The 16805-nt window shown below is 60.1% G+C and carries 17 protein-coding genes; 11 read left to right on the top strand and 6 right to left on the bottom strand.

Features of this window, described 5'->3' with window-relative positions; all coding sequences use genetic code 11:
* Positions 1-6: 6 nt before the first annotated feature.
* From ABIE18_RS14730 to glmS, 3 genes are read right to left on the bottom strand one after another with little or no spacing between them, the layout of a single operon-like run.
* Positions 7-1578 (bottom strand): NAD(P)H-hydrate dehydratase, encoded by a 1572-nt coding sequence (locus ABIE18_RS14730; RefSeq protein ID WP_499723445.1) that lies wholly within the window; start codon positions 1576-1578, stop codon positions 7-9.
* Between the two features lie 18 nt (positions 1579-1596).
* Positions 1597-1944: a holo-ACP synthase gene (locus ABIE18_RS14725; protein ID WP_216925115.1), complete on the bottom strand. Its 348-nt coding sequence runs from the start codon at positions 1942-1944 to the stop codon at positions 1597-1599.
* Positions 1945-1948: 4 nt separating this feature from the next.
* A complete protein-coding gene (gene glmS, locus ABIE18_RS14720; protein ID WP_499723444.1) occupies positions 1949-3832 on the bottom strand; it encodes a glutamine--fructose-6-phosphate transaminase (isomerizing) in 1884 nt (627 codons plus the stop codon).
* 144 nt (positions 3833-3976) lie between these two features.
* Between glmS and coaA the strand changes: the two genes are divergently transcribed.
* Together coaA and ABIE18_RS14710 are read left to right on the top strand one after the other, a co-directional pair.
* Positions 3977-4942 (top strand): type I pantothenate kinase, encoded by a 966-nt coding sequence (coaA, locus tag ABIE18_RS14715; RefSeq protein ID WP_223946540.1) that lies wholly within the window; start codon positions 3977-3979, stop codon positions 4940-4942.
* 22 nt (positions 4943-4964) lie between these two features.
* Positions 4965-5813 carry a M15 family metallopeptidase gene (locus ABIE18_RS14710; RefSeq protein ID WP_499723511.1) on the top strand — a complete coding sequence of 283 codons (849 nt, stop codon included), beginning with the start codon at positions 4965-4967 and terminating at the stop codon, positions 5811-5813.
* Positions 5814-5916: 103 nt separating this feature from the next.
* Here the strand turns inward: ABIE18_RS14710 and glmM are convergent, their stop codons facing one another.
* From glmM to rplM, 3 genes are all read right to left on the bottom strand, one after another.
* Positions 5917-7281 (bottom strand): phosphoglucosamine mutase, encoded by a 1365-nt coding sequence (glmM, locus tag ABIE18_RS14705; protein ID WP_499723443.1) that lies wholly within the window; start codon positions 7279-7281, stop codon positions 5917-5919.
* A gap of 177 nt (positions 7282-7458) precedes the next feature.
* Positions 7459-7965: a 30S ribosomal protein S9 gene (gene rpsI, locus ABIE18_RS14700; protein ID WP_216925110.1), complete on the bottom strand. Its 507-nt coding sequence runs from the start codon at positions 7963-7965 to the stop codon at positions 7459-7461.
* Positions 7966-8003: 38 nt separating this feature from the next.
* On the bottom strand, positions 8004-8447 hold the full coding sequence (gene rplM / locus ABIE18_RS14695) for a 50S ribosomal protein L13 (protein WP_011775554.1): 444 nt from the start codon (positions 8445-8447) through the stop codon (positions 8004-8006).
* 287 nt (positions 8448-8734) lie between these two features.
* On the opposite strand from rplM, the gene ABIE18_RS14690 reads away from it, so the two are divergent.
* The 9 genes from ABIE18_RS14690 (at position 8735) to ABIE18_RS14650 (ending at position 16745) form a co-directional block, all read left to right on the top strand.
* The gene (locus ABIE18_RS14690; protein WP_499723442.1) at positions 8735-9379 is read left to right on the top strand and encodes a prepilin peptidase; all 645 of its coding nucleotides are present in this window, start codon (positions 8735-8737) and stop codon (positions 9377-9379) included.
* A 327-nt stretch (positions 9380-9706) separates the two neighbouring features.
* The gene (locus tag ABIE18_RS14685) at positions 9707-9910 is read left to right on the top strand and encodes a Flp family type IVb pilin (RefSeq protein ID WP_499723441.1); all 204 of its coding nucleotides are present in this window, start codon (positions 9707-9709) and stop codon (positions 9908-9910) included.
* Positions 9911-10006: 96 nt separating this feature from the next.
* Positions 10007-10414 carry a TadE/TadG family type IV pilus assembly protein gene (locus tag ABIE18_RS14680; RefSeq protein ID WP_499723440.1) on the top strand — a complete coding sequence of 136 codons (408 nt, stop codon included), beginning with the start codon at positions 10007-10009 and terminating at the stop codon, positions 10412-10414.
* Positions 10402-11445 carry a pilus assembly protein TadG-related protein gene (locus ABIE18_RS14675; RefSeq protein ID WP_499723439.1) on the top strand — a complete coding sequence of 348 codons (1044 nt, stop codon included), beginning with the start codon at positions 10402-10404 and terminating at the stop codon, positions 11443-11445. Before ABIE18_RS14680 ends, ABIE18_RS14675 begins: the two co-directional genes overlap by 13 nt.
* A gap of 54 nt (positions 11446-11499) precedes the next feature.
* On the top strand, positions 11500-12267 hold the full coding sequence (cpaB, locus tag ABIE18_RS14670; protein WP_499723438.1) for a Flp pilus assembly protein CpaB: 768 nt from the start codon (positions 11500-11502) through the stop codon (positions 12265-12267).
* Positions 12264-13463, top strand: coding sequence for a CpaE/TadZ family protein (locus tag ABIE18_RS14665; protein ID WP_499723437.1), 1200 nt, complete (start codon positions 12264-12266; stop codon positions 13461-13463). The genes cpaB and ABIE18_RS14665 overlap by 4 nt, the downstream gene beginning before the upstream one ends.
* Before the next feature lie 116 nt (positions 13464-13579).
* Positions 13580-14911, top strand: coding sequence for a TadA family conjugal transfer-associated ATPase (locus ABIE18_RS14660; RefSeq protein ID WP_499723436.1), 1332 nt, complete (start codon positions 13580-13582; stop codon positions 14909-14911).
* A 2-nt stretch (positions 14912-14913) separates the two neighbouring features.
* On the top strand, positions 14914-15855 hold the full coding sequence (locus ABIE18_RS14655; protein WP_499723435.1) for a type II secretion system F family protein: 942 nt from the start codon (positions 14914-14916) through the stop codon (positions 15853-15855).
* Between the two features lie 11 nt (positions 15856-15866).
* Entirely contained in the window at positions 15867-16745 is an 879-nt protein-coding gene (locus ABIE18_RS14650; protein ID WP_499723434.1) for a type II secretion system F family protein, read from the top strand.
* Positions 16746-16805: the final 60 nt, after the last annotated feature.

The raw sequence follows: 16805 nt of genomic DNA, 5'->3' as shown, positions 1-16805 counted from the left end.
GTAACCTTACGGTCTTGTAGGGTCGTATTCCGCAGTCAGCGAACCTATGACGCGCGGTACCGCTGCCACGATCGCTGAGGCTGTAAGGGGGCCACCATCAAAATCCTTCGACGTGATCGAGCCGGCGCGGCCATGAACGCTCGCCGCAACCGCGGCCAGAGCAGCCCAGCGGTCGTCCAGTTTCAAACCCAGGGCTGCGTACGCGCCGTCGTCGTCCCTGATCGAGTCAGCAGATTGCGCCAGCAATGCGCCCAAGATGCCGGCCAGGACGTCGCCGCTGCCTGCAGTCGCCATCCAGGCAGTGCCCTCGGACTGGCTGAAAACAACGCCCGACGGCGAGGCCACCAGTGTGGTGGCACCCTTCAGTAGGACGGTGGCGCCGGTTTGTTCCGCTGCTTGCCGTACGAAGTGCAGCGGCCGGGACTCGACATCCTCGCGGGTCACGGCGACCTCGCCAGTGGACGGAAGGGATGCCAGCAGCGTCGCAAGTTCCCCGGCGTGGGGAGTGAGGATCCAATTCGCGGGACAACGCTCCGGCAGGATGCTCAGGGCTCCGGCGTCGACGACGACTGGCAGCTCAGCGGCAAGCGCTGACTCAGCGGCGTCCCTGGCACGTCCCAGTTGATCCTCCCCGTCCACGCCAGGACCAAGCAACCACGCTTGAACGCGCCCAGGCTCGTCCGTCTCCCACAGGGCCTCCGGCGTCCGGGTTAGAACTTGGCGCGCCGCAGATTCCGGTCCCACGTAGCGGACCATGCCTGCACCGGCCACTGCTGCCGCATGGACGCTCAGCACCGCTGCCCCTGTAAAACGAACCGAGCCCGCAACGACGCCCAGCACGCCCCGGGAGTATTTATGGGCGCGGCGGCCGGGCTTGGGGAGCAAGGACTGCAGGTCCGTGGCAGTAAGCCGGCGCAACTCAGGGGAATCCAAGGAGTCTTCGATCCCAATCTGCACAAGAACCACACGCCCGGCACAGCCCTGGCCGGGGTCTGTCATCAATCCAGCCTTGACGCCACCGAAAGTCACGGTGACGTTGGCATCGAGCACCGGCCAGTGGACTTCCCCCGTGGTGGCATCCAGTCCGCTGGGGAGATCGCACGCCACAACACAATTGGGCTTCAGCTCCTGAAGTGAAGCAACCAACTCCGCAGAAGCATCACGCAATCCGCCACGGGCGCCGGTGCCCAGGAGGGCATCGATAATGACATCGTCACCAGCGCACAGGACGGCAAGCTCCTCGGCGTTGCCGGGATCCAGTCGCAGCACACGGCCGCCTGCCGCCAGGAAAGCCGCCAGAGCCTCGGTATGGACTTCCGCAGAGGCGAGTACCGCCGTCGTCCGCATGCCACGGCGGGCAAGCATGGAAGCCGCGAAGAGTCCGTCACCGCCGTTATTGCCTTTTCCTGCCAGGACTGTGACGCTCGCTCCGCCCAGCTTGCGCTTGGCCTTGACCAAGCGAACCACTTCCTGTGCCAGACCGTAAGCGGCCCGTTGCATGAGAACAGCGCCCTCACCGGAGTCCAGGAGCGGTTGTTCCGCATCCCTGATCTGTTGTCCGGTGAAGGCGCTGATCATCGTTATGTAAAGGTCCGTTTAGCCCTCGGCGAGGACATACGCCGTAGCGATGCCGCCATCGTGGCTCATGGACAGGTGCCAGCGCTTAACGCCCTTGGCATCAGACACGGCCAAGACCGTTCCTTTGACCTGGACGGTAGGACCATTCTGGTCAAGACCGATCCAGCAGTCCTGCCAGTTCATACCGGCAGGAGCACCCAGAACCTTGGCCACCGCTTCCTTGGCAGCGAAGCGGGCAGCGAGTGATCTGGTGTTGAGTTCCCGCTCTGCGGGAACAAACAGCCTGTCCCGCAGCCCGGGGGTCCGCTCAAGCTGCCGGGCGAACCGCTCGATGTCTACGACGTCTACGCCAATGCCAACAATCATGCGGTTATTCTACGGTCACGCTCTTGGCGAGGTTACGCGGCTGATCGACGTCGTAACCCTTCGCCCCGGCCAGTTCGGCAGCAAAGATCTGCAGTGGCACGGTGGTGAGCAGCGGCATGAGCAACGTGGGAGTCTCCGGGACGTAGAACACGTACTCTGCGTAATCCTTGACCGACTCGTCGCCTTCCTCGGCAATGACCAGAGTGCGTGCACCACGTGCGCGGACTTCCTGGATGTTGCTGACAACCTTGGAATGCAGGGAGTCGCGGCCTCGCGGGGACGGGACAACCACGAAAACCGGCTGGCCGTCGTCGATCAGGGCGATCGGTCCGTGCTTGAGTTCACCGGCGGCGAAGCCCTCAGCGTGGATGTAGGCAATTTCCTTGAGTTTCAAGGCGCCTTCCAGCGCCACCGGGTAGCCAACATGGCGGCCCAGGAACAGGACGGACTTTTCGTCCTTCATGCTGCGGGCGAGTTCGCGCAAGGGACCTGCGTTGTCCAGGATCTTCTGAATCTTGGCCGGGATCTTGTTCAGGTCCGCGAGGACGTCCTTGATCTGGCCGGAGAAGATGTTGCCACGCAGCTGGGCCAGGTAAAGGCCAAGCAGGTAAGCGGCAGTGATCTGGGCGAGGAACGCCTTGGTGGACGCAACAGCGATCTCCGGACCAGCGTGGGTGTAGAGCACGGCATCGGATTCACGCGGGATGGTGGAACCGTTGGTGTTGCAGATGGAGATCGTCTTGGCGCCTTGTTCGCGGGCGTAGCGGACTGCCATGAGCGTATCCATGGTCTCACCGGACTGGCTGATGGAAACCACCAGTGTGTTGGCGTCGACGATCGGATCGCGGTAACGGAACTCGTGTGCGAGCTCTACTTCCGTGGGGATACGGCACCAGTTTTCGATGGCGTACTTGGCAACCAGGCCGGCGTAGGCTGCCGTACCGCAAGCGAGAACGATGATCTTGTCCACCTGCTTGAGGAGCTCCGGATCGATGCGGACTTCGTCCAGCGTCAGCTTGCCGTTGAGATCCGAACGCCCCAGGAGAGTCTGGGCGACGGCGTCGGGCTGGTCGTGGATTTCCTTCTCCATGAAGGAGCTGAAGCCACCCTTTTCGGCAGAAGCCGGGTCCCAGTCAACGTGGTATTCCTTGCCTTCAGCGGGAGCGCCGAAGAAGTCGGTGATCTCCACGGAGTCCGCGGTGATGGTGACGATCTGGTCCTGGCCGAGTTCCACGGCGCGACGCGTGTAGTCGATGAAGCCGGAGACGTCCGAGCCGAGGAAGTTTTCGCCGTCGCCAAGGCCAACCACGAGCGGGGAGTTGCGGCGGGCTGCCACGACAACGTCAGGCTGGTCCGCGTGGACGGCGAGGAGGGTGAAGGCACCTTCGAGACGCTGGCAGGCCAGGCGCATCGCCTTGGTGAGGTCGCCGCCGTTGCCATTGAGATCGTTGCGGAAGATGTTGCCAACCAGCGCGGCAGCAACTTCGGTGTCCGTTTCCGACTCGAACGTGACGCCCTTAGCCAGCAGCTCCTGCTTGAGCTCGGCGAAGTTTTCGATGATGCCGTTGTGAATCAACGCAAGGCGCCCGCCGTCGGAAAGGTGGGGGTGTGCGTTACGGTCGGTGGGCCCACCATGCGTGGCCCAACGGGTGTGGCCAATGCCGGTCAGGGATTCAGGGACCGGGTTTGCTTCCAGTTCACTGATCAGGTTGCTCAACTTGCCGGACTTTTTACGGGACGAGATGGTCCCATCAGCCACCACTGCGACGCCAGCGGAGTCATAGCCGCGGTACTCAAGACGACGCAGCCCCTCCACGACGACGTCGAGGGCGCTGTGACCAGCTGCCTTACGAGACGAATTGCCAACATAGCCTACGATTCCACACATGGGTATAAGCCTAACGGCTAGGTCAAACAACTGATGTGGGACGTCCCCCCTCCTACTCTTGTTTCTGACGCGTTCATCACCCACAATTCACCTTCACGTCGCCCCGCATTTCCTGATCCGCCGGGCTAAGGGCAGAATCAGAACGTGACTTTGCAACGCACCGAAGCAAACGGCGACGGCGCTTCCCCCTTTGTTGAGCTGGACCGCCAAACGTGGTCCCGGCTTGCAGCACAGATGGAGCAGCCCCTCAACGAAGAGGACATTTTCCGTCTGCGAGGCTTGGGCGATCCCCTGGATATGAAGGAAGTGCGGGAGGTATACCTCCCCCTTTCGCGGCTTCTGCACCTCTACGTCGAGGCTTCACATCAACTTCACGCGGCAACAACCACATTCTTGGGTGAGCAAACACAGCGCACGCCGTTTGTCATTGGTGTGGCTGGTTCCGTTGCTGTTGGAAAGTCCACCATCGCCCGCGTACTCCGTGAAATGCTGCGGCGCTGGCCGGGAACACCCAACGTAGAACTCATCACCACAGACGGCTTCCTCTACCCGTTGGCGGAGCTGAAGCGCCGGCACTTGCTGGAACGCAAGGGTTTCCCGGAGTCCTATGACCGCCGGGCGCTGTTGCGTTTTGTGTCGGAAATCAAAGGCGGAGCCGAGGAAGTCCGGGCACCGTGGTACTCCCACGTCACCTACGACATCGTCCCGGGCAAGGAAGTAGTAGTGCGCCGCCCTGACGTACTGATCGTGGAAGGCCTCAACGTTCTGGCCCCTGCCAGGCCCCGCATGGATGGCAAGCAGGGCCTCGCGCTGAGCGATTTCTTTGACTTCTCCATCTACGTTGACGCCAAGACCTCCTACATCGAGGAGTGGTACGTGGACCGGTTCCGAAAGCTCCGCACCACAGCCTTCGCGCAGCCAGAGTCCTATTTCCACCGGTACGCCACGCTGTCCGACGAAGATGCGGAGTCAACAGCCCGCGGCATCTGGAAGCGCATCAACGAGCCGAACCTCGAAGAGAACGTGCTCCCCACCCGTGGCCGCGCCCAGCTGGTACTCACCAAGGACGCAGACCACTCCATCCGTCGCATGCTTTTGCGGAAGGTCTAGCGTGGACACCCAACCTCAGCTGATGCCCAGCCGCAGGGCATTCGCGGGTTTCCTCACAGCTGGCGCAGGCTTGGCTGCTCTGACTGCCTGCACTCCGGATGACCCCGCCGTCTCCCCTGCCGGGACCTCACCTGCCGGGGCTTCGGCGACACCGTCCGCCGCTGCCTCGGGCGCCACGCCAACTCAAGTCACTGCCGTTGCGCCGGCTGCGGCTACCGAGCCTTCCAGCGCTCCGCCAAGCGCTGCGCCCTCACAAGCCGCAGCCAAGCAGTTCTCGCTGACCGATCCAGCCAGCCCATGGGTGGTGGTCAACAAACATCGGCCGTTGAATCCGCAAAACTATGTCCCGGCGGATTTGGTTCAGCCAAACATCCGGCTCGCCGTCACCGGCGAAGCAACACTGATGAACAGCACGACGGCGGCTGCCGCAGAAAAGATGTTCGCCGCAGCGGCGGCCGAAGGCGTCAACATGGCATTGGCATCCGGGTACCGTTCCTATTCCACCCAGGTGGTCACGTACAACGGCTACGTCGCGAGCAGCGGCCAGGTTGCAGCCGACCGGGCCTCTGCACGCCCCGGTCATTCCGAACACCAAACAGGCTGGTCCTTTGACATAGCCGACGGCGGGGGTGCCTGCAGTTTCCAGCCCTGCTTCGCCGACCAGCCCGCGGCTATTTGGGCCAAAGCCAACGCGCACAAATTCGGTTTCATCGTCCGCTATCCATGGATGTTCCACGAAACCACCGGATACTTCTACGAGTCCTGGCACCTGCGCTATATCGGCGTCGAAGCAGCGACAGAGATGAACACGCGTGGCATCGCAACGCTTGAGGAGTACTTCGGGTTGGAAGCAGCCCCGGACTACCCGTAGCGCCGGTTCTATTAAACGCCGGTCCTTTTAAACCAACTCGGCCCGCTCTCCTGGAAACCAGTAAACCGGTCATCAGGAAAGCGGGCCGAAATTGCTTGGGTACTTATACAGCCAGCTCGCTGGGAGCGCTCAGGCGTTCCTTGACTACGGCAGCCAGGCTGCTGCAAATTCGCTCGGCCGTCTCCATATCCGCAGCTTCCACCATGACGCGGACCAGGGCCTCGGTTCCGGACGGGCGCAGCAGCACACGGCCGGTTTCGCCCAGTTCCAGTTCAGCAGCGGCTACCGCAGCGGCCACGCCTTCGTCGGTGCCCGCACGGGCCTTGTCCACGCCCTTGACGTTGATCATGAGCTGCGGGAGCTTGGTCATCGCAGTAGCGAGTTCCTTCAAGCTACGGCCAGTCAGGGCCACCTGTGCAGCAAGCTGCAGGCCGGTGAGCACTCCATCGCCAGTGGTTGCGTAGTCGGAGAAGATCACGTGGCCGGACTGTTCGCCACCCAGGTTGTAGCCGCCGTCGCGCATTTCCTCCAACACGTAACGGTCGCCAACAGCGGTTTCGCGGATGGTGATGCCGGCGTTGCGGAGGGCAATCTTGAGTCCGAGGTTGCTCATGACCGTTGCAACCAGGATGCTGTCCTTGAGCTTGCCCGCTTCATTCAGTGCCAGCGCCAGGATCGCCATGATCTGGTCGCCATCTACCTCGTTGCCTTCATGGTCTACAGCAAGGCAGCGGTCGGCGTCGCCATCGTGGGCAATTCCGAGGTTCGCGCCATGCTTGACCACGGCTTCCTTCAACGGACCCAGATGGGTGGAGCCCACGCCGTCGTTGATGTTCAGGCCGTCCGGCTCGGCGCCAATGACGACTACGTCTGCGCCGGCGTCCTTGAACACCTGCGGCGAACAACCACTAGCAGCGCCGTGAGCGCAGTCCAGGACAACCTTCAGGCCCTCGAGGCGCTTGGGGAGGGTTCCGAGCAGGTGGACAATGTAGCGGTCCTCAGCGTCGGAGAAGCGCTGGATGCGTCCGACGTCGCCGCCCACGGGGCGCTGAGGCTCTTTGCCCAACTGCGCTTCGATGGCGTCCTCGACGTCGTCCGGCAGCTTCTGGCCGCCGCGTGCGAAGAACTTGATCCCATTGTCAGGGGCCGGGTTGTGGGAGGCCGAGAGCATAACGCCGAAATCGGCGTCGAGGTCTGCCACCAGGTAAGCCGCAGCCGGGGTGGGCAGCACCCCGGCGTCATAGACATCGATGCCGGAGCTGGAAAGCCCCGCTTCGACGGCGGCGGCAAGGAACTCGCCACTCGCTCTGGGGTCCCGGGCGACTACGGCGCGAGGCCGCTTGCCATCGGTTGTGCGGTCATGGCCGAGTACGACGGCGGCGGCCTGGGCCAGCTGCATAGCCAGCTCGGCGGTGAGCAATCCGTTCGCGAGACCGCGCACGCCATCTGTTCCAAATAATCTAGACATCGGCTCAAGTTTAGACGACGACGGGACACCACCCGTCCAGCAGCGTGTCGGAACGTCATGTGCGCAGGTCAAATCCGGCCCACACCACGCCTCTTCGAACTGGGTAAAGCGAAACTTCTTAAACGGCGAAAGCCCGCCCCGCCGAAACGGCGGAACGGGCTTTCGAGCAAGCGCAGATTAACGCTTGGAGTACTGCTGAGCCTTACGTGCCTTCTTGAGACCAGCCTTCTTACGCTCGATGACGCGGGCGTCACGGCGGAGGTAACCGGCCTTCTTGAGGGTGGCGCGGTTGTTGTCGACGTCGATCTCGTTCAGCGAGCGGGCAACACCGAGGCGCAGTGCACCGGCTTGGCCGGAGATGCCACCGCCGTGGATGCGGGCGATGACGTCGTAGGCGCCTTCAAGATCAAGGATCTTGAAGGGCTCGTTGACATCCTGCTGGTGCAGCTTGTTCGGGAAGTAGTTCTCCAGCGTGCGGCCGTTGATGATCCACTTGCCGGAACCCGGGATGACGCGAACGCGTGCAACGGCTTCCTTGCGGCGGCCAACAGCTGCACCGGCAACGGTCAGTGCCGGGCGTTCCTTCTTGGGCGCATCTTCAACAGATGTGCTTTCAGAGGTGTAGCTGGTGAGGGTTTCCTCAGCCTCGACGGCTTCGGCGGTCAGTTCTTCGTTCTGAGCCACGGTTCTCCTTGTAATAAAAAGTTGTTTGGTGGCCAGGACTACTGGGCGACCTGGGTGATTTCGAAAGTCTTCGGCTGCTGTGCAGCGTGCGGGTGCTCGGGGCCTGCGTAGACCTTGAGCTTGCCCAGCTGCTGAGCGGCGAGGGAGTTCTTGGGGAGCATGCCCTTGATGGCCTTCTCAACGGCACGAACCGGGTTGGATTCCAGCAGCTCGGCGTAGTTGACGGAGGTCAGGCCGCCCGGGTAACCGGAGTGGCGGTATGCGCGCTTCTGCTCCAGCTTGGCGCCGGTGAGGGCAACCTTTTCAGCGTTGATGATGATGACGAAGTCGCCCATGTCCATGTGGGACGCAAAGGTCGGCTTGTGCTTTCCGCGCAGCAGTGTTGCGGTCTGGCTGGCAAGACGACCAAGGACAACGTCGGTGGCGTCAATGACGTGCCACTGGCGGTTGATATCGCCGGGCTTCGGGGTGTACGTACGCACGGTTTTGCCTCGTTCTTGTTCTGGCGTTCATGTTTTAGGCGACACGCAGTGAGGCGTGTACCTACTATGTATGCGTTACCGGAGCAGAGGTGAGGGCTCTATAGACCAGTCATCCCAGAATCTCGATATGCCCCTCGAGTTAGCGACCCTGCAACTGGATCCCCGAGAAGGCATGTGTCATCGAGATAGGACACGCACAACGACTATAAACAATACCTTCAACGGGCCGTCCGGGTCAAAATGGGGTATCCGCCCCTCGGGGTCGCATGCGCTTTGAGGGAGAGTACATGACCAACGGTCCCGTTTTCCTGCTCCTGCTCGCCGTTGCCGGCTTGCTGTTGAGCCCGGCCGTCGAGTTCGTGGTCGCCCGCCGCCTTCCGCGACTCGGCGGACTCCCCTCCCTTACCGTCCGGATCACGACGGCGGCAGTCACCGCGCTGCTCTTTGCCCTGCTGGGGTGGCGCTTTGGTTTTACGGCGGAATTGCCGGCGTTCCTTTTATTGGCACTTCTTGGGGTGCAGCTTTCGAGAATTGATTTCACTCTCCATTTGCTGCCAAACCCCCTCGTTTTGTTCCTGCTAGGGGGCGGTTTTGTTCTCCTTGCCACGTCCGCGGCACTGGATCCCGCCTGGCCCGAGCTGCTCCGAGCACTCGCCGGAGGCCTCATACTCTTCGTTTGCTACCTGATTCTGGGACTTATTTCGCCGAGAAGCCTCGGAATGGGCGATGTGAAGCTCGCAGCACCGGTCGGACTGTACTTGGGGTACTTGGGTTGGAAGCAAGTACTCTACGGCGGACTACTGGGATTCGTGGTGGGCGGGGTGCTCACGGTGCTGATGTTGCGCCTGAATCGCAAGGAAAAGACAGTGGAAACGGCGCACGGACCGGCCATGGTGCTTGCAGCGCTGGGCGTCACTCTCCTACTCCAGTAGGGCTGGGCCCCCTGGCATTTCCTGGGCGCTGTTTGGGCTCAAAATTATAAGGTTACTGTCGATTTCAAGTAGTCGTCCGCCTTTTTTGATCTCTGAACTAAGTACTCCGCTGCCGTTCTACGGGTGACCACGTGATACACGCTGCCGGAATTCGAGTACGACTACGCATTGTTCAGCGGCACGTCCCGGGTGAATTCTTATCTCATCGAATTCCGAACCGCTAACGCGTCATGGGGGTAGTTCGGGAATCGAGGCAAATTCCGATAATTTGCTGGACCTATATCCATTATTTACCAAACCCAAAATTCATCTGGGAAGGATTTTCCAATGTCTGCACTTATGTTCACCATCACTTCGTACATCGCCGGCGTCAAGGCCCGCCTCACCTCCGAGGAGAAGGGCGCGACGATGGTTGAATACGGCATCATGGTCGCGTTCATCGCCGTGGTTGTCATGGCCGTCGTCGTCATCCTTGGTCCACAGATCGCGGCTCTTTTCCAGTCCGTCTCCGACGCACTCCCAGCTGCCTAGCACCAGGATGGTTGGCTGCAATGGCTGGTCAGGCCGGCGCAGCCAACCATTTCTTTAACCAAAGCATTGTGTCGGCATCTGGGACAGGGAGACACCTTGAATTCGAAAAAGAAAGAACGCGGGGCCGTCGCCGTGGAAATGGCGATTTTGTTACCTCTTCTACTGCTGATCCTGATTGGAATCGTTGAGTTCGGTCGTGTTCTTAACGTGCAAGTGTCTCTGTCTGAGGCGGCGCGCGAGGGTGCCCGCTACGCAGCGGTTCACTATCAGGATGGTGGCCTGGACGTGGAAGGCACTGCCCTCGCAGCGGCACCGTCGCTCGACGGATTGGGTGTCACAGTGAGCGACAACGCCTCCAGTTGCTCCCCTGGATCCAACGTAGAAGTGACGGCCAATGTTTCGTTGCCCTCGCTGACAGGCTTCCTTGATGCCGGATTCTTCGGACAACCCGGCATTTTTCCGCTCAGCATGTCCGGAGTTGGGGTGATGAGATGCGGTGGCTAACGAAGGCTAGGGCCCGTTTCATCACGCGTCCAACTGGTACGGATGAGTCCAATGAAAGTGGGGCGGCTACCATCATGGTCGCAGGTCTCATGGTGGTGCTCCTGGGCTTCGCCGCCTTGGCTGTGGATGTCGGTGCCCTCTACGCGGAAAAGGCGCAGTTGCAAAACGGTGCTGACGCAGCCGCGTTGGCGATAGCAACCGACTGTGCCGGCGGTAGTTGTGGAAACACCACATCGACGGGAAACCAGTTCGCCAATAGCAACGCCAACGACAACACCAGCGGAGCTGTCGTCACGTTCCCTGCTGCGACCACTGTGCGCGTAGTAACGAACGCCCGGGATACGGGGGGTCAGAACAGCTTCTCGTTGTTCTTCGCCAGGGTCATGGGATTCGAGACTGCCACCGTGGATGCAGCTGCGGAAGCGTCCTGGGGCGCCCCGTCAAGCGCAACCACATTGCCTTGGACCGTCAGTGAGTGCGTCTTCAAGAAGTACCTCTCGCCAACGCAACTTGCCTCACTCAATTCGACTGGCACGTTTACAGGCGATCCAATTCCCACCCACGTCACGCTTCGCTACGACACAAACGCGCCGGCGGTTGGTGGCTGTGTAGCACAAAATGGCTATCAACCAGGCGGTTTTGGCTGGCTTGAGACGACCTCGGGGTGTTCGACGGACATAAGCATTAGCACGATAGTTCAGGGCCAGCCCGGTAACCATTTCCCTAACGCGGCAACCTGCGATTCAGTGCTTGCCCACATCATGGACGAGCCAGCCTTGATACCGCTCTTCAAAACAGCAGCGCAGAACGGCAACAAGACAAAATACACCCTCGTTGGTTTTGCAGCCTTCCAGGTCACTGGATACAAGTTCGATGGGGGCCAGCAACTGGATCCTGCAGCACCCAGCTGCACAGGCAATTGCCGAGCTCTCCAGGGCTACTTCTCCCGCTTCGTATCACTCGAAGAAGGTACTCAAATGTCGGGTGGCATTCCCAACTATGGAGCGTCCGTAGTAACGCTCACCGAATAGACGCCCGTTGGGCGTCCCCTATCAACCTCACGAAAACTCGAAGGGAGTTACAAAGTGAAAACACGCCTACTGGGAGGCATTGCAGCACTGCTACTAGCAGTCATCGGCACCGTCTTGCTGGTCACCTACGTTCAGGGGGCCGACAAACGGGCGCAGCAAGGGCTTGATCCCGTCAGCGTACTTGTGGTGAAGGAACGTATTCCGGCCGGCACCAAAGTCGAAGAAATTCAATCGAAGGTCAAGTCGGAGACGCTACCGCAATCCGCGGTTGCACCGGGCACTATCAACGCCCTCACCGACCAAAAAGGCAAAGTCACCTCAGCGGACCTGCAGCCCGGCGAACAACTATTGGGAGTCAAGCTGGTAAACCCCAAGGATCTGGCTCCTGGAACGGTGCCTGTACCGGAAGGTTTGCAGGAATCAACCTTTGTTCTGGCACCTGAACGCATTCTGGGCGGTCGGATCGAGGCCGGCGATACAGTCACGGTCTTTGCCTCATTCAAGTTGGACGACGCAGTCCCCGCAGGAGCCAACCTCCCGGCCAACATGACGGGTTGGAAGGACTTCACGGAGCTCCTTTATCACGATGTCTTGGTCACTGCAGTCCAACAGGCCGCACCTGACGCGGAAAAATCCGCCGGAGCAGACAAGGGAGTAGCCCTCCCGAACGGATCCGCCTACGTGACCGTGGCTTTGAGCGATGCTAATGCGGCCAAAATGGTCTTCGGCGCCGAATTCGGAACACTATGGCTGTCCAAGCAGACCGACAAGACCGTGAAGAGCGATCCGCCAACAACAACCTTCGGAGGGCTGGTCCAATGAGCCGCTTTGTAGCCATCACCGCAGTTCGGGATTTTGAAGCCCGTGTGCGCCAGGCCATCACCGGCGCTCTGCACGGCGATTTGCAAACGCTCTCCCCCGAAGTGCTGAAGGGCGGAACGGACGACGTCTTCAAACAACTCATCGGGGCGCCACCGGAAGTCATGATTCTGGGACCCGGCGTCAACCCTGATGACGCCTTGAAGTTGGCGACTGTTTTCGATCTGCAATTCCCCGAAATCAGCCTCTTACTTGTTGCTGAGCCCAGCCCGGACATCGTTCTCCGGGCAATGCATTCGGGCGTGCGGGATGTGGTCACCCCCGAAATCGAAATCAACGACTTACGAATTCTTCTCGAGCGGGCCTGCCTGGCTTCTGCAAGCCGCCGGCGCGGAATGCAGCCAGCCGCGGAATCTGGACAGGAAAGGGGCAGGGTCATCGCGGTCATGTCCCCAAAGGGTGGGGTAGGCAAAACGACCGTAGCCACTAACCTTGCCGTGGGCCTCGGGGCCATGGCACCGATGAGCGTCGTCATTGTTGACCTGGACCTCCAATTTGGAGATGTCGCATCGGGCCTGTTGCTGGAGCCTGAACATTCGATCACAGAAGCGGTGCATGGCGCAGCTGCTCAGGATTCTATGGTCCTGAAAGCGTTCCTGACCGTCCACCCGTCGGGTATCTACGCTCTTTGTGCCCCTAAAAAACCCTCGGAGTCGGACTACATCACAGCTGATCACGTCACGAGGTTGCTCAACCAGCTGGCCACTGAGTTCAAATATGTGGTGGTGGATACGGCTCCTGGCCTCGGGGAACACTGCCTCGCCACCCTGGAGCTAGCCACTGATGGCGTCTGGGTCTGCGGAATGGATGTCCCCAGTATTCGTGGGCTCCGAAAGTGCTTCAGCGTGCTGAGGGAGCTACAGCTCCTGCCGCAAGGAAGGCACACGGTGCTCAACTTCGCGGACAGGAAGAGTGGTATCTCAGTGCAGGACGTTGAGTCCACCATCGGTGTGCCCGTTGACACCGTCATACCGCGGTCGCGGAATCTTCCGTTTTCTACGAACCGTGGCGTTCCCGTCCTCCAAGGAACCACCCGGGACTCGGCGACCAAGGGTCTAAAGAAGCTTGTTGAGCGTTTCGATCCTCGGCTTGAAACGGTGCCTCAGAACAAGCTTCATCGAAGGGTGGTCGTGTCATGAAACTGTCCGAACGGCTCTCGAAAAATGACCCGCAAGCCGTCATAGCCGTGGCGGCTGGTGAAAGCGGGGGGCAGAACATAGCCAGCGGGACTGCATCCGCTCAGACCTTAGCGCCAATGGCTGGTCCAATCTTGGGCGGGGCCCCGTCTACCCCTGCCGTTGACGCTCTTGCCGGCCTAAAGCAGCGGGCTGCTTCCGCGTTGTTCGAACGCATGGGGAGCAGGATGGGGGATACATCGTCATCTGAAGAAGATCTTCGTTCTTTCGCCGTTGAAGAACTCTCCGCCGTCATCGACGACGAGCAAGTTCCCCTCACCCCTGAGGAACGGCGACGCCTAATACGCGAGATTGCAGACGAAGTGATGGGCTTTGGTCCCCTACAGCGCCTGCTGGAGGATCCCTCCGTGACGGAAGTCATGGTGAACCGCTTCGATCAAATCTATGTTGAACGGCATGGGCACCTCGCGCTAACAGACCTCCAGTTCAGCTCCGATGCTCACCTCAGGAAGGTCATTGAGCGCATCGTTTCCAAAGTGGGGCGGCGAATCGATGAGACGTCGCCGCTCGTCGACGCCCGTCTCGAAGATGGCTCCCGCGTCAACGCGATTATTCCGCCCCTGGCCGTGAACGGACCTTCGCTGACCATTAGAAAGTTCAGCCACGTCCCACTTACGGTTCGCAACCTTATCGAGTGGGGCTCCTTGAGCCATGAGATGGCCGAATTGCTGAGTGCTTGCGTACTGGCTCGACTCAATGTCATCGTTTCCGGTGGCACGGGCACCGGCAAGACGACCCTCCTGAATGTGTTGTCGTCATTCATTCCAGAGTCCGATCGCATTGTCACTATCGAGGACGCCGTGGAGCTCCAGCTACAGCAGCGCCATGTGGTCAGGTTGGAGAGCCGCCCACCCAACATCGAGGGTAAGGGCGCCATCAGCATTCGAGATTTGGTGCGCAACTCCCTCCGTATGCGGCCCGACCGAATAATCGTGGGCGAGGTTCGCGGCGGAGAGTCGTTGGACATGCTTCAGGCCATGAACACAGGCCACGATGGTTCACTATCGACCGTGCACGCAAACTCGCCTCGTGATGCGATCGCACGTTTGGAGACGCTCGTACTGATGGCGGGGATGGACTTGCCACTCCGGGCAATCCGGGAGCAAGTTTCCTCGGCCGTGGATGTCATCGTCCAAGTGACGCGTCTGCGCGATGGAAGTCGCAGAGTGACCCATGTGACTGAAGTCCAAGGAATGGAGGGCGACGTAGTGACTCTGCAAGATATCTTCCTCTTCGATTACTCCGCCGGACTCGATGCCCAGGGCCGGTTCTTGGGCAAGGCGCTACCCACTGGGATCCGGCCACGCTTTATTGATCGATTTGCGGAGCTGGGCATCGCGGTGTCACCAGCAGTCTTTGGAGTTGCTCCGGTTCCGACAGGGAGGCGGTGACCGTGGAGAATCCATCTTTGTTCATTGTTGCCACTGGCCTATGTATCGCCGCTCTCCTGATCGTCATCGTGGTGGTCCTGAAACCACGTAACGGAAGCATTCCTTTTGAACGGCGGCGCCTGGGCACGACGCCGGACGACTCAGCCTTGGGCCGTGTGTCTCAATCGGCGGTCCAGGTGGTTGGTTCGGCCATTGGTCAGTCAGGCGGACCCTTCAACCGGGAGGTGCTGTACAGGGCCGGCGTGAAACAGGCCCCCGCCGATTTCACCGTCATCGTGACCATTGGAGCAATCGTCGTCGGCGTGCTGGCAGCATTGTTGATCCACCCTTTCATCGGCATTTTATTTGGTCTTGCTTTCCCGTTCGGTGCCAAGCTATTACTCGTCATCAAGACTGAGAAGCGCCGGGCAAAATTCGAAGCGCAGTTAACGGACACCATTCAAATGCTGATCGGGGGCCTTCGGGTCGGGCACAGCATCATGCGCTCCTTTGAAGCCGCTGCCCAAGAATCCCAAGCCCCCGCCTCCGAGGAACTAGCCCGGATTGTCAACGAGGTAAGAATCGGCAAAGACGCTCGGCAGGCTATCGAGGACTGCTCGGAACGCATGGACAGCGAGGATTTTCGTTGGATTGGCCAGGCTATTCAGATAAACCGGGAGGTCGGCGGCGACTTGGCCGAGGTCCTGGAGCAGGTGGCCGGTACTATTCGGGAGCGCAGTGAAATAAAGGGGCATGTACGCTCCCTTAGCGCCGAAGGGCGTATGTCTGCCGTCGTCCTCATCGCTTTGCCGATCGGGGTGGGATTGGTTCTTGCGGTGATCAATCCCCGATACCTCCGGCTATTCGTCGAACATCCCGTAGGCATTGGACTAACAATCTTGAGCCTTGTCCTCATTGTCACTGGCGGGTTCTGGATGAGCCGCACCGTGAAGATCAAGTTCTAGGAGGAAGACTAATGACACTTCTTGCATGGCTAATAGTCGCCATCATTGTTCTTCCCCTCGCCTACTTTGCGTGGTCCTTGGCAACCATAGACCGAAAGGGAATAGTTGCAATCCAGTCCAATTTGGGTTCTGGTTTCGCGCAGGGAGCCGGTGTCATTGTTCGGCGTCCTCCGCTGCTCCTTGGAGTTGCGAGAAAGCTAATGCCGGGCAGCTACGAAGCCAAGCTAGACCGATGGTTGGCCCTAGCCGGCCGTCCAAAATCGATGCCACTGACCAAACTCATTGCGATCAAGCCCATCCTGGGAGTGTCGGGGGCGGTCTTTGGAGTTTTGCTCGTCGCCGGCGGCCCTAGCCCGGTAAGCATTGGCCTGGGCTTGTTTCTGACAGTCTTCTTGTACTTCATCCCGGATCTGCTGGTTTACAACACGGGGACAAAGCGCCAGGAGGCCATCAAGCTCGAATTTCCAAACACGTTGGACCAAATGCTCATCTCTGTCGAGGCAGGTCTTGGGTTTGAGTCGGCGATGGAAAGGGCCTCGCTTAATGGGGCGGGACCACTTGCCCACGAACTAATGCGGACCCTCCAGGACATCCAAGTCGGTCGTCCTCGACAGCAGGCCTACGAGGCTTTGGCAGAACGGTGCAGCGTGCCGGACGTTCGTAGCTTCGTCTTGGCAGTGATCCAGGCCGATAAGTACGGCATCGGCATCGCCAACGTGCTTCGTGCTCAAGCCAAGCAGGCCCGCGTCAAGCGGCGCCAGAGCGCTGAGGAAAAGGCGATGAAACTGCCGGTAAAGGTGCTCTTTCCCTTGATTTTCTGCATCTTTCCAGTGTTGTTCATAATCCTTCTGGGTCCCGCCGCGATCAGAACCTTTCAAGCGTTCAGCTGATCCGTAGCGCGGGAAATAGACCGGCCGTTCACGGATCCCAGACCGCGGACGGCCACAACG

Source organism: Arthrobacter sp. 2762 (assembly GCF_040548745.1).
GTDB lineage: Bacteria > Actinomycetota > Actinomycetes > Actinomycetales > Micrococcaceae > Arthrobacter.
Note: the sequence above shows the minus strand (reverse complement) of the source record. Positions and strands in the feature narration are given on the sequence as shown.

What these genes read in the sequence shown, in the direction of transcription:
- ABIE18_RS14665 (WP_499723437.1), top strand. Translation starts at nt 12,264, where the DNA reads ATGAGCCGCTTTGTAGCCATCACCGCAGTTCGGGATTTTGAAGCCCGT.
- ABIE18_RS14725 (WP_216925115.1), bottom strand. Translation starts at nt 1,944, where the DNA reads ATGATTGTTGGCATTGGCGTAGACGTCGTAGACATCGAGCGGTTCGCC.
- glmM (WP_499723443.1), bottom strand. Translation starts at nt 7,281, where the DNA reads ATGTCTAGATTATTTGGAACAGATGGCGTGCGCGGTCTCGCGAACGGA.
- glmS (WP_499723444.1), bottom strand. Translation starts at nt 3,832, where the DNA reads ATGTGTGGAATCGTAGGCTATGTTGGCAATTCGTCTCGTAAGGCAGCT.
- ABIE18_RS14675 (WP_499723439.1), top strand. Translation starts at nt 10,402, where the DNA reads ATGCGGTGGCTAACGAAGGCTAGGGCCCGTTTCATCACGCGTCCAACT.
- ABIE18_RS14685 (WP_499723441.1), top strand. Translation starts at nt 9,707, where the DNA reads ATGTCTGCACTTATGTTCACCATCACTTCGTACATCGCCGGCGTCAAG.
- ABIE18_RS14690 (WP_499723442.1), top strand. Translation starts at nt 8,735, where the DNA reads ATGACCAACGGTCCCGTTTTCCTGCTCCTGCTCGCCGTTGCCGGCTTG.
- ABIE18_RS14710 (WP_499723511.1), top strand. Translation starts at nt 4,965, where the DNA reads ATGCCCAGCCGCAGGGCATTCGCGGGTTTCCTCACAGCTGGCGCAGGC.
- ABIE18_RS14730 (WP_499723445.1), bottom strand. Translation starts at nt 1,578, where the DNA reads ATGATCAGCGCCTTCACCGGACAACAGATCAGGGATGCGGAACAACCG.
- ABIE18_RS14650 (WP_499723434.1), top strand. Translation starts at nt 15,867, where the DNA reads ATGACACTTCTTGCATGGCTAATAGTCGCCATCATTGTTCTTCCCCTC.
- ABIE18_RS14660 (WP_499723436.1), top strand. Translation starts at nt 13,580, where the DNA reads ATGGCTGGTCCAATCTTGGGCGGGGCCCCGTCTACCCCTGCCGTTGAC.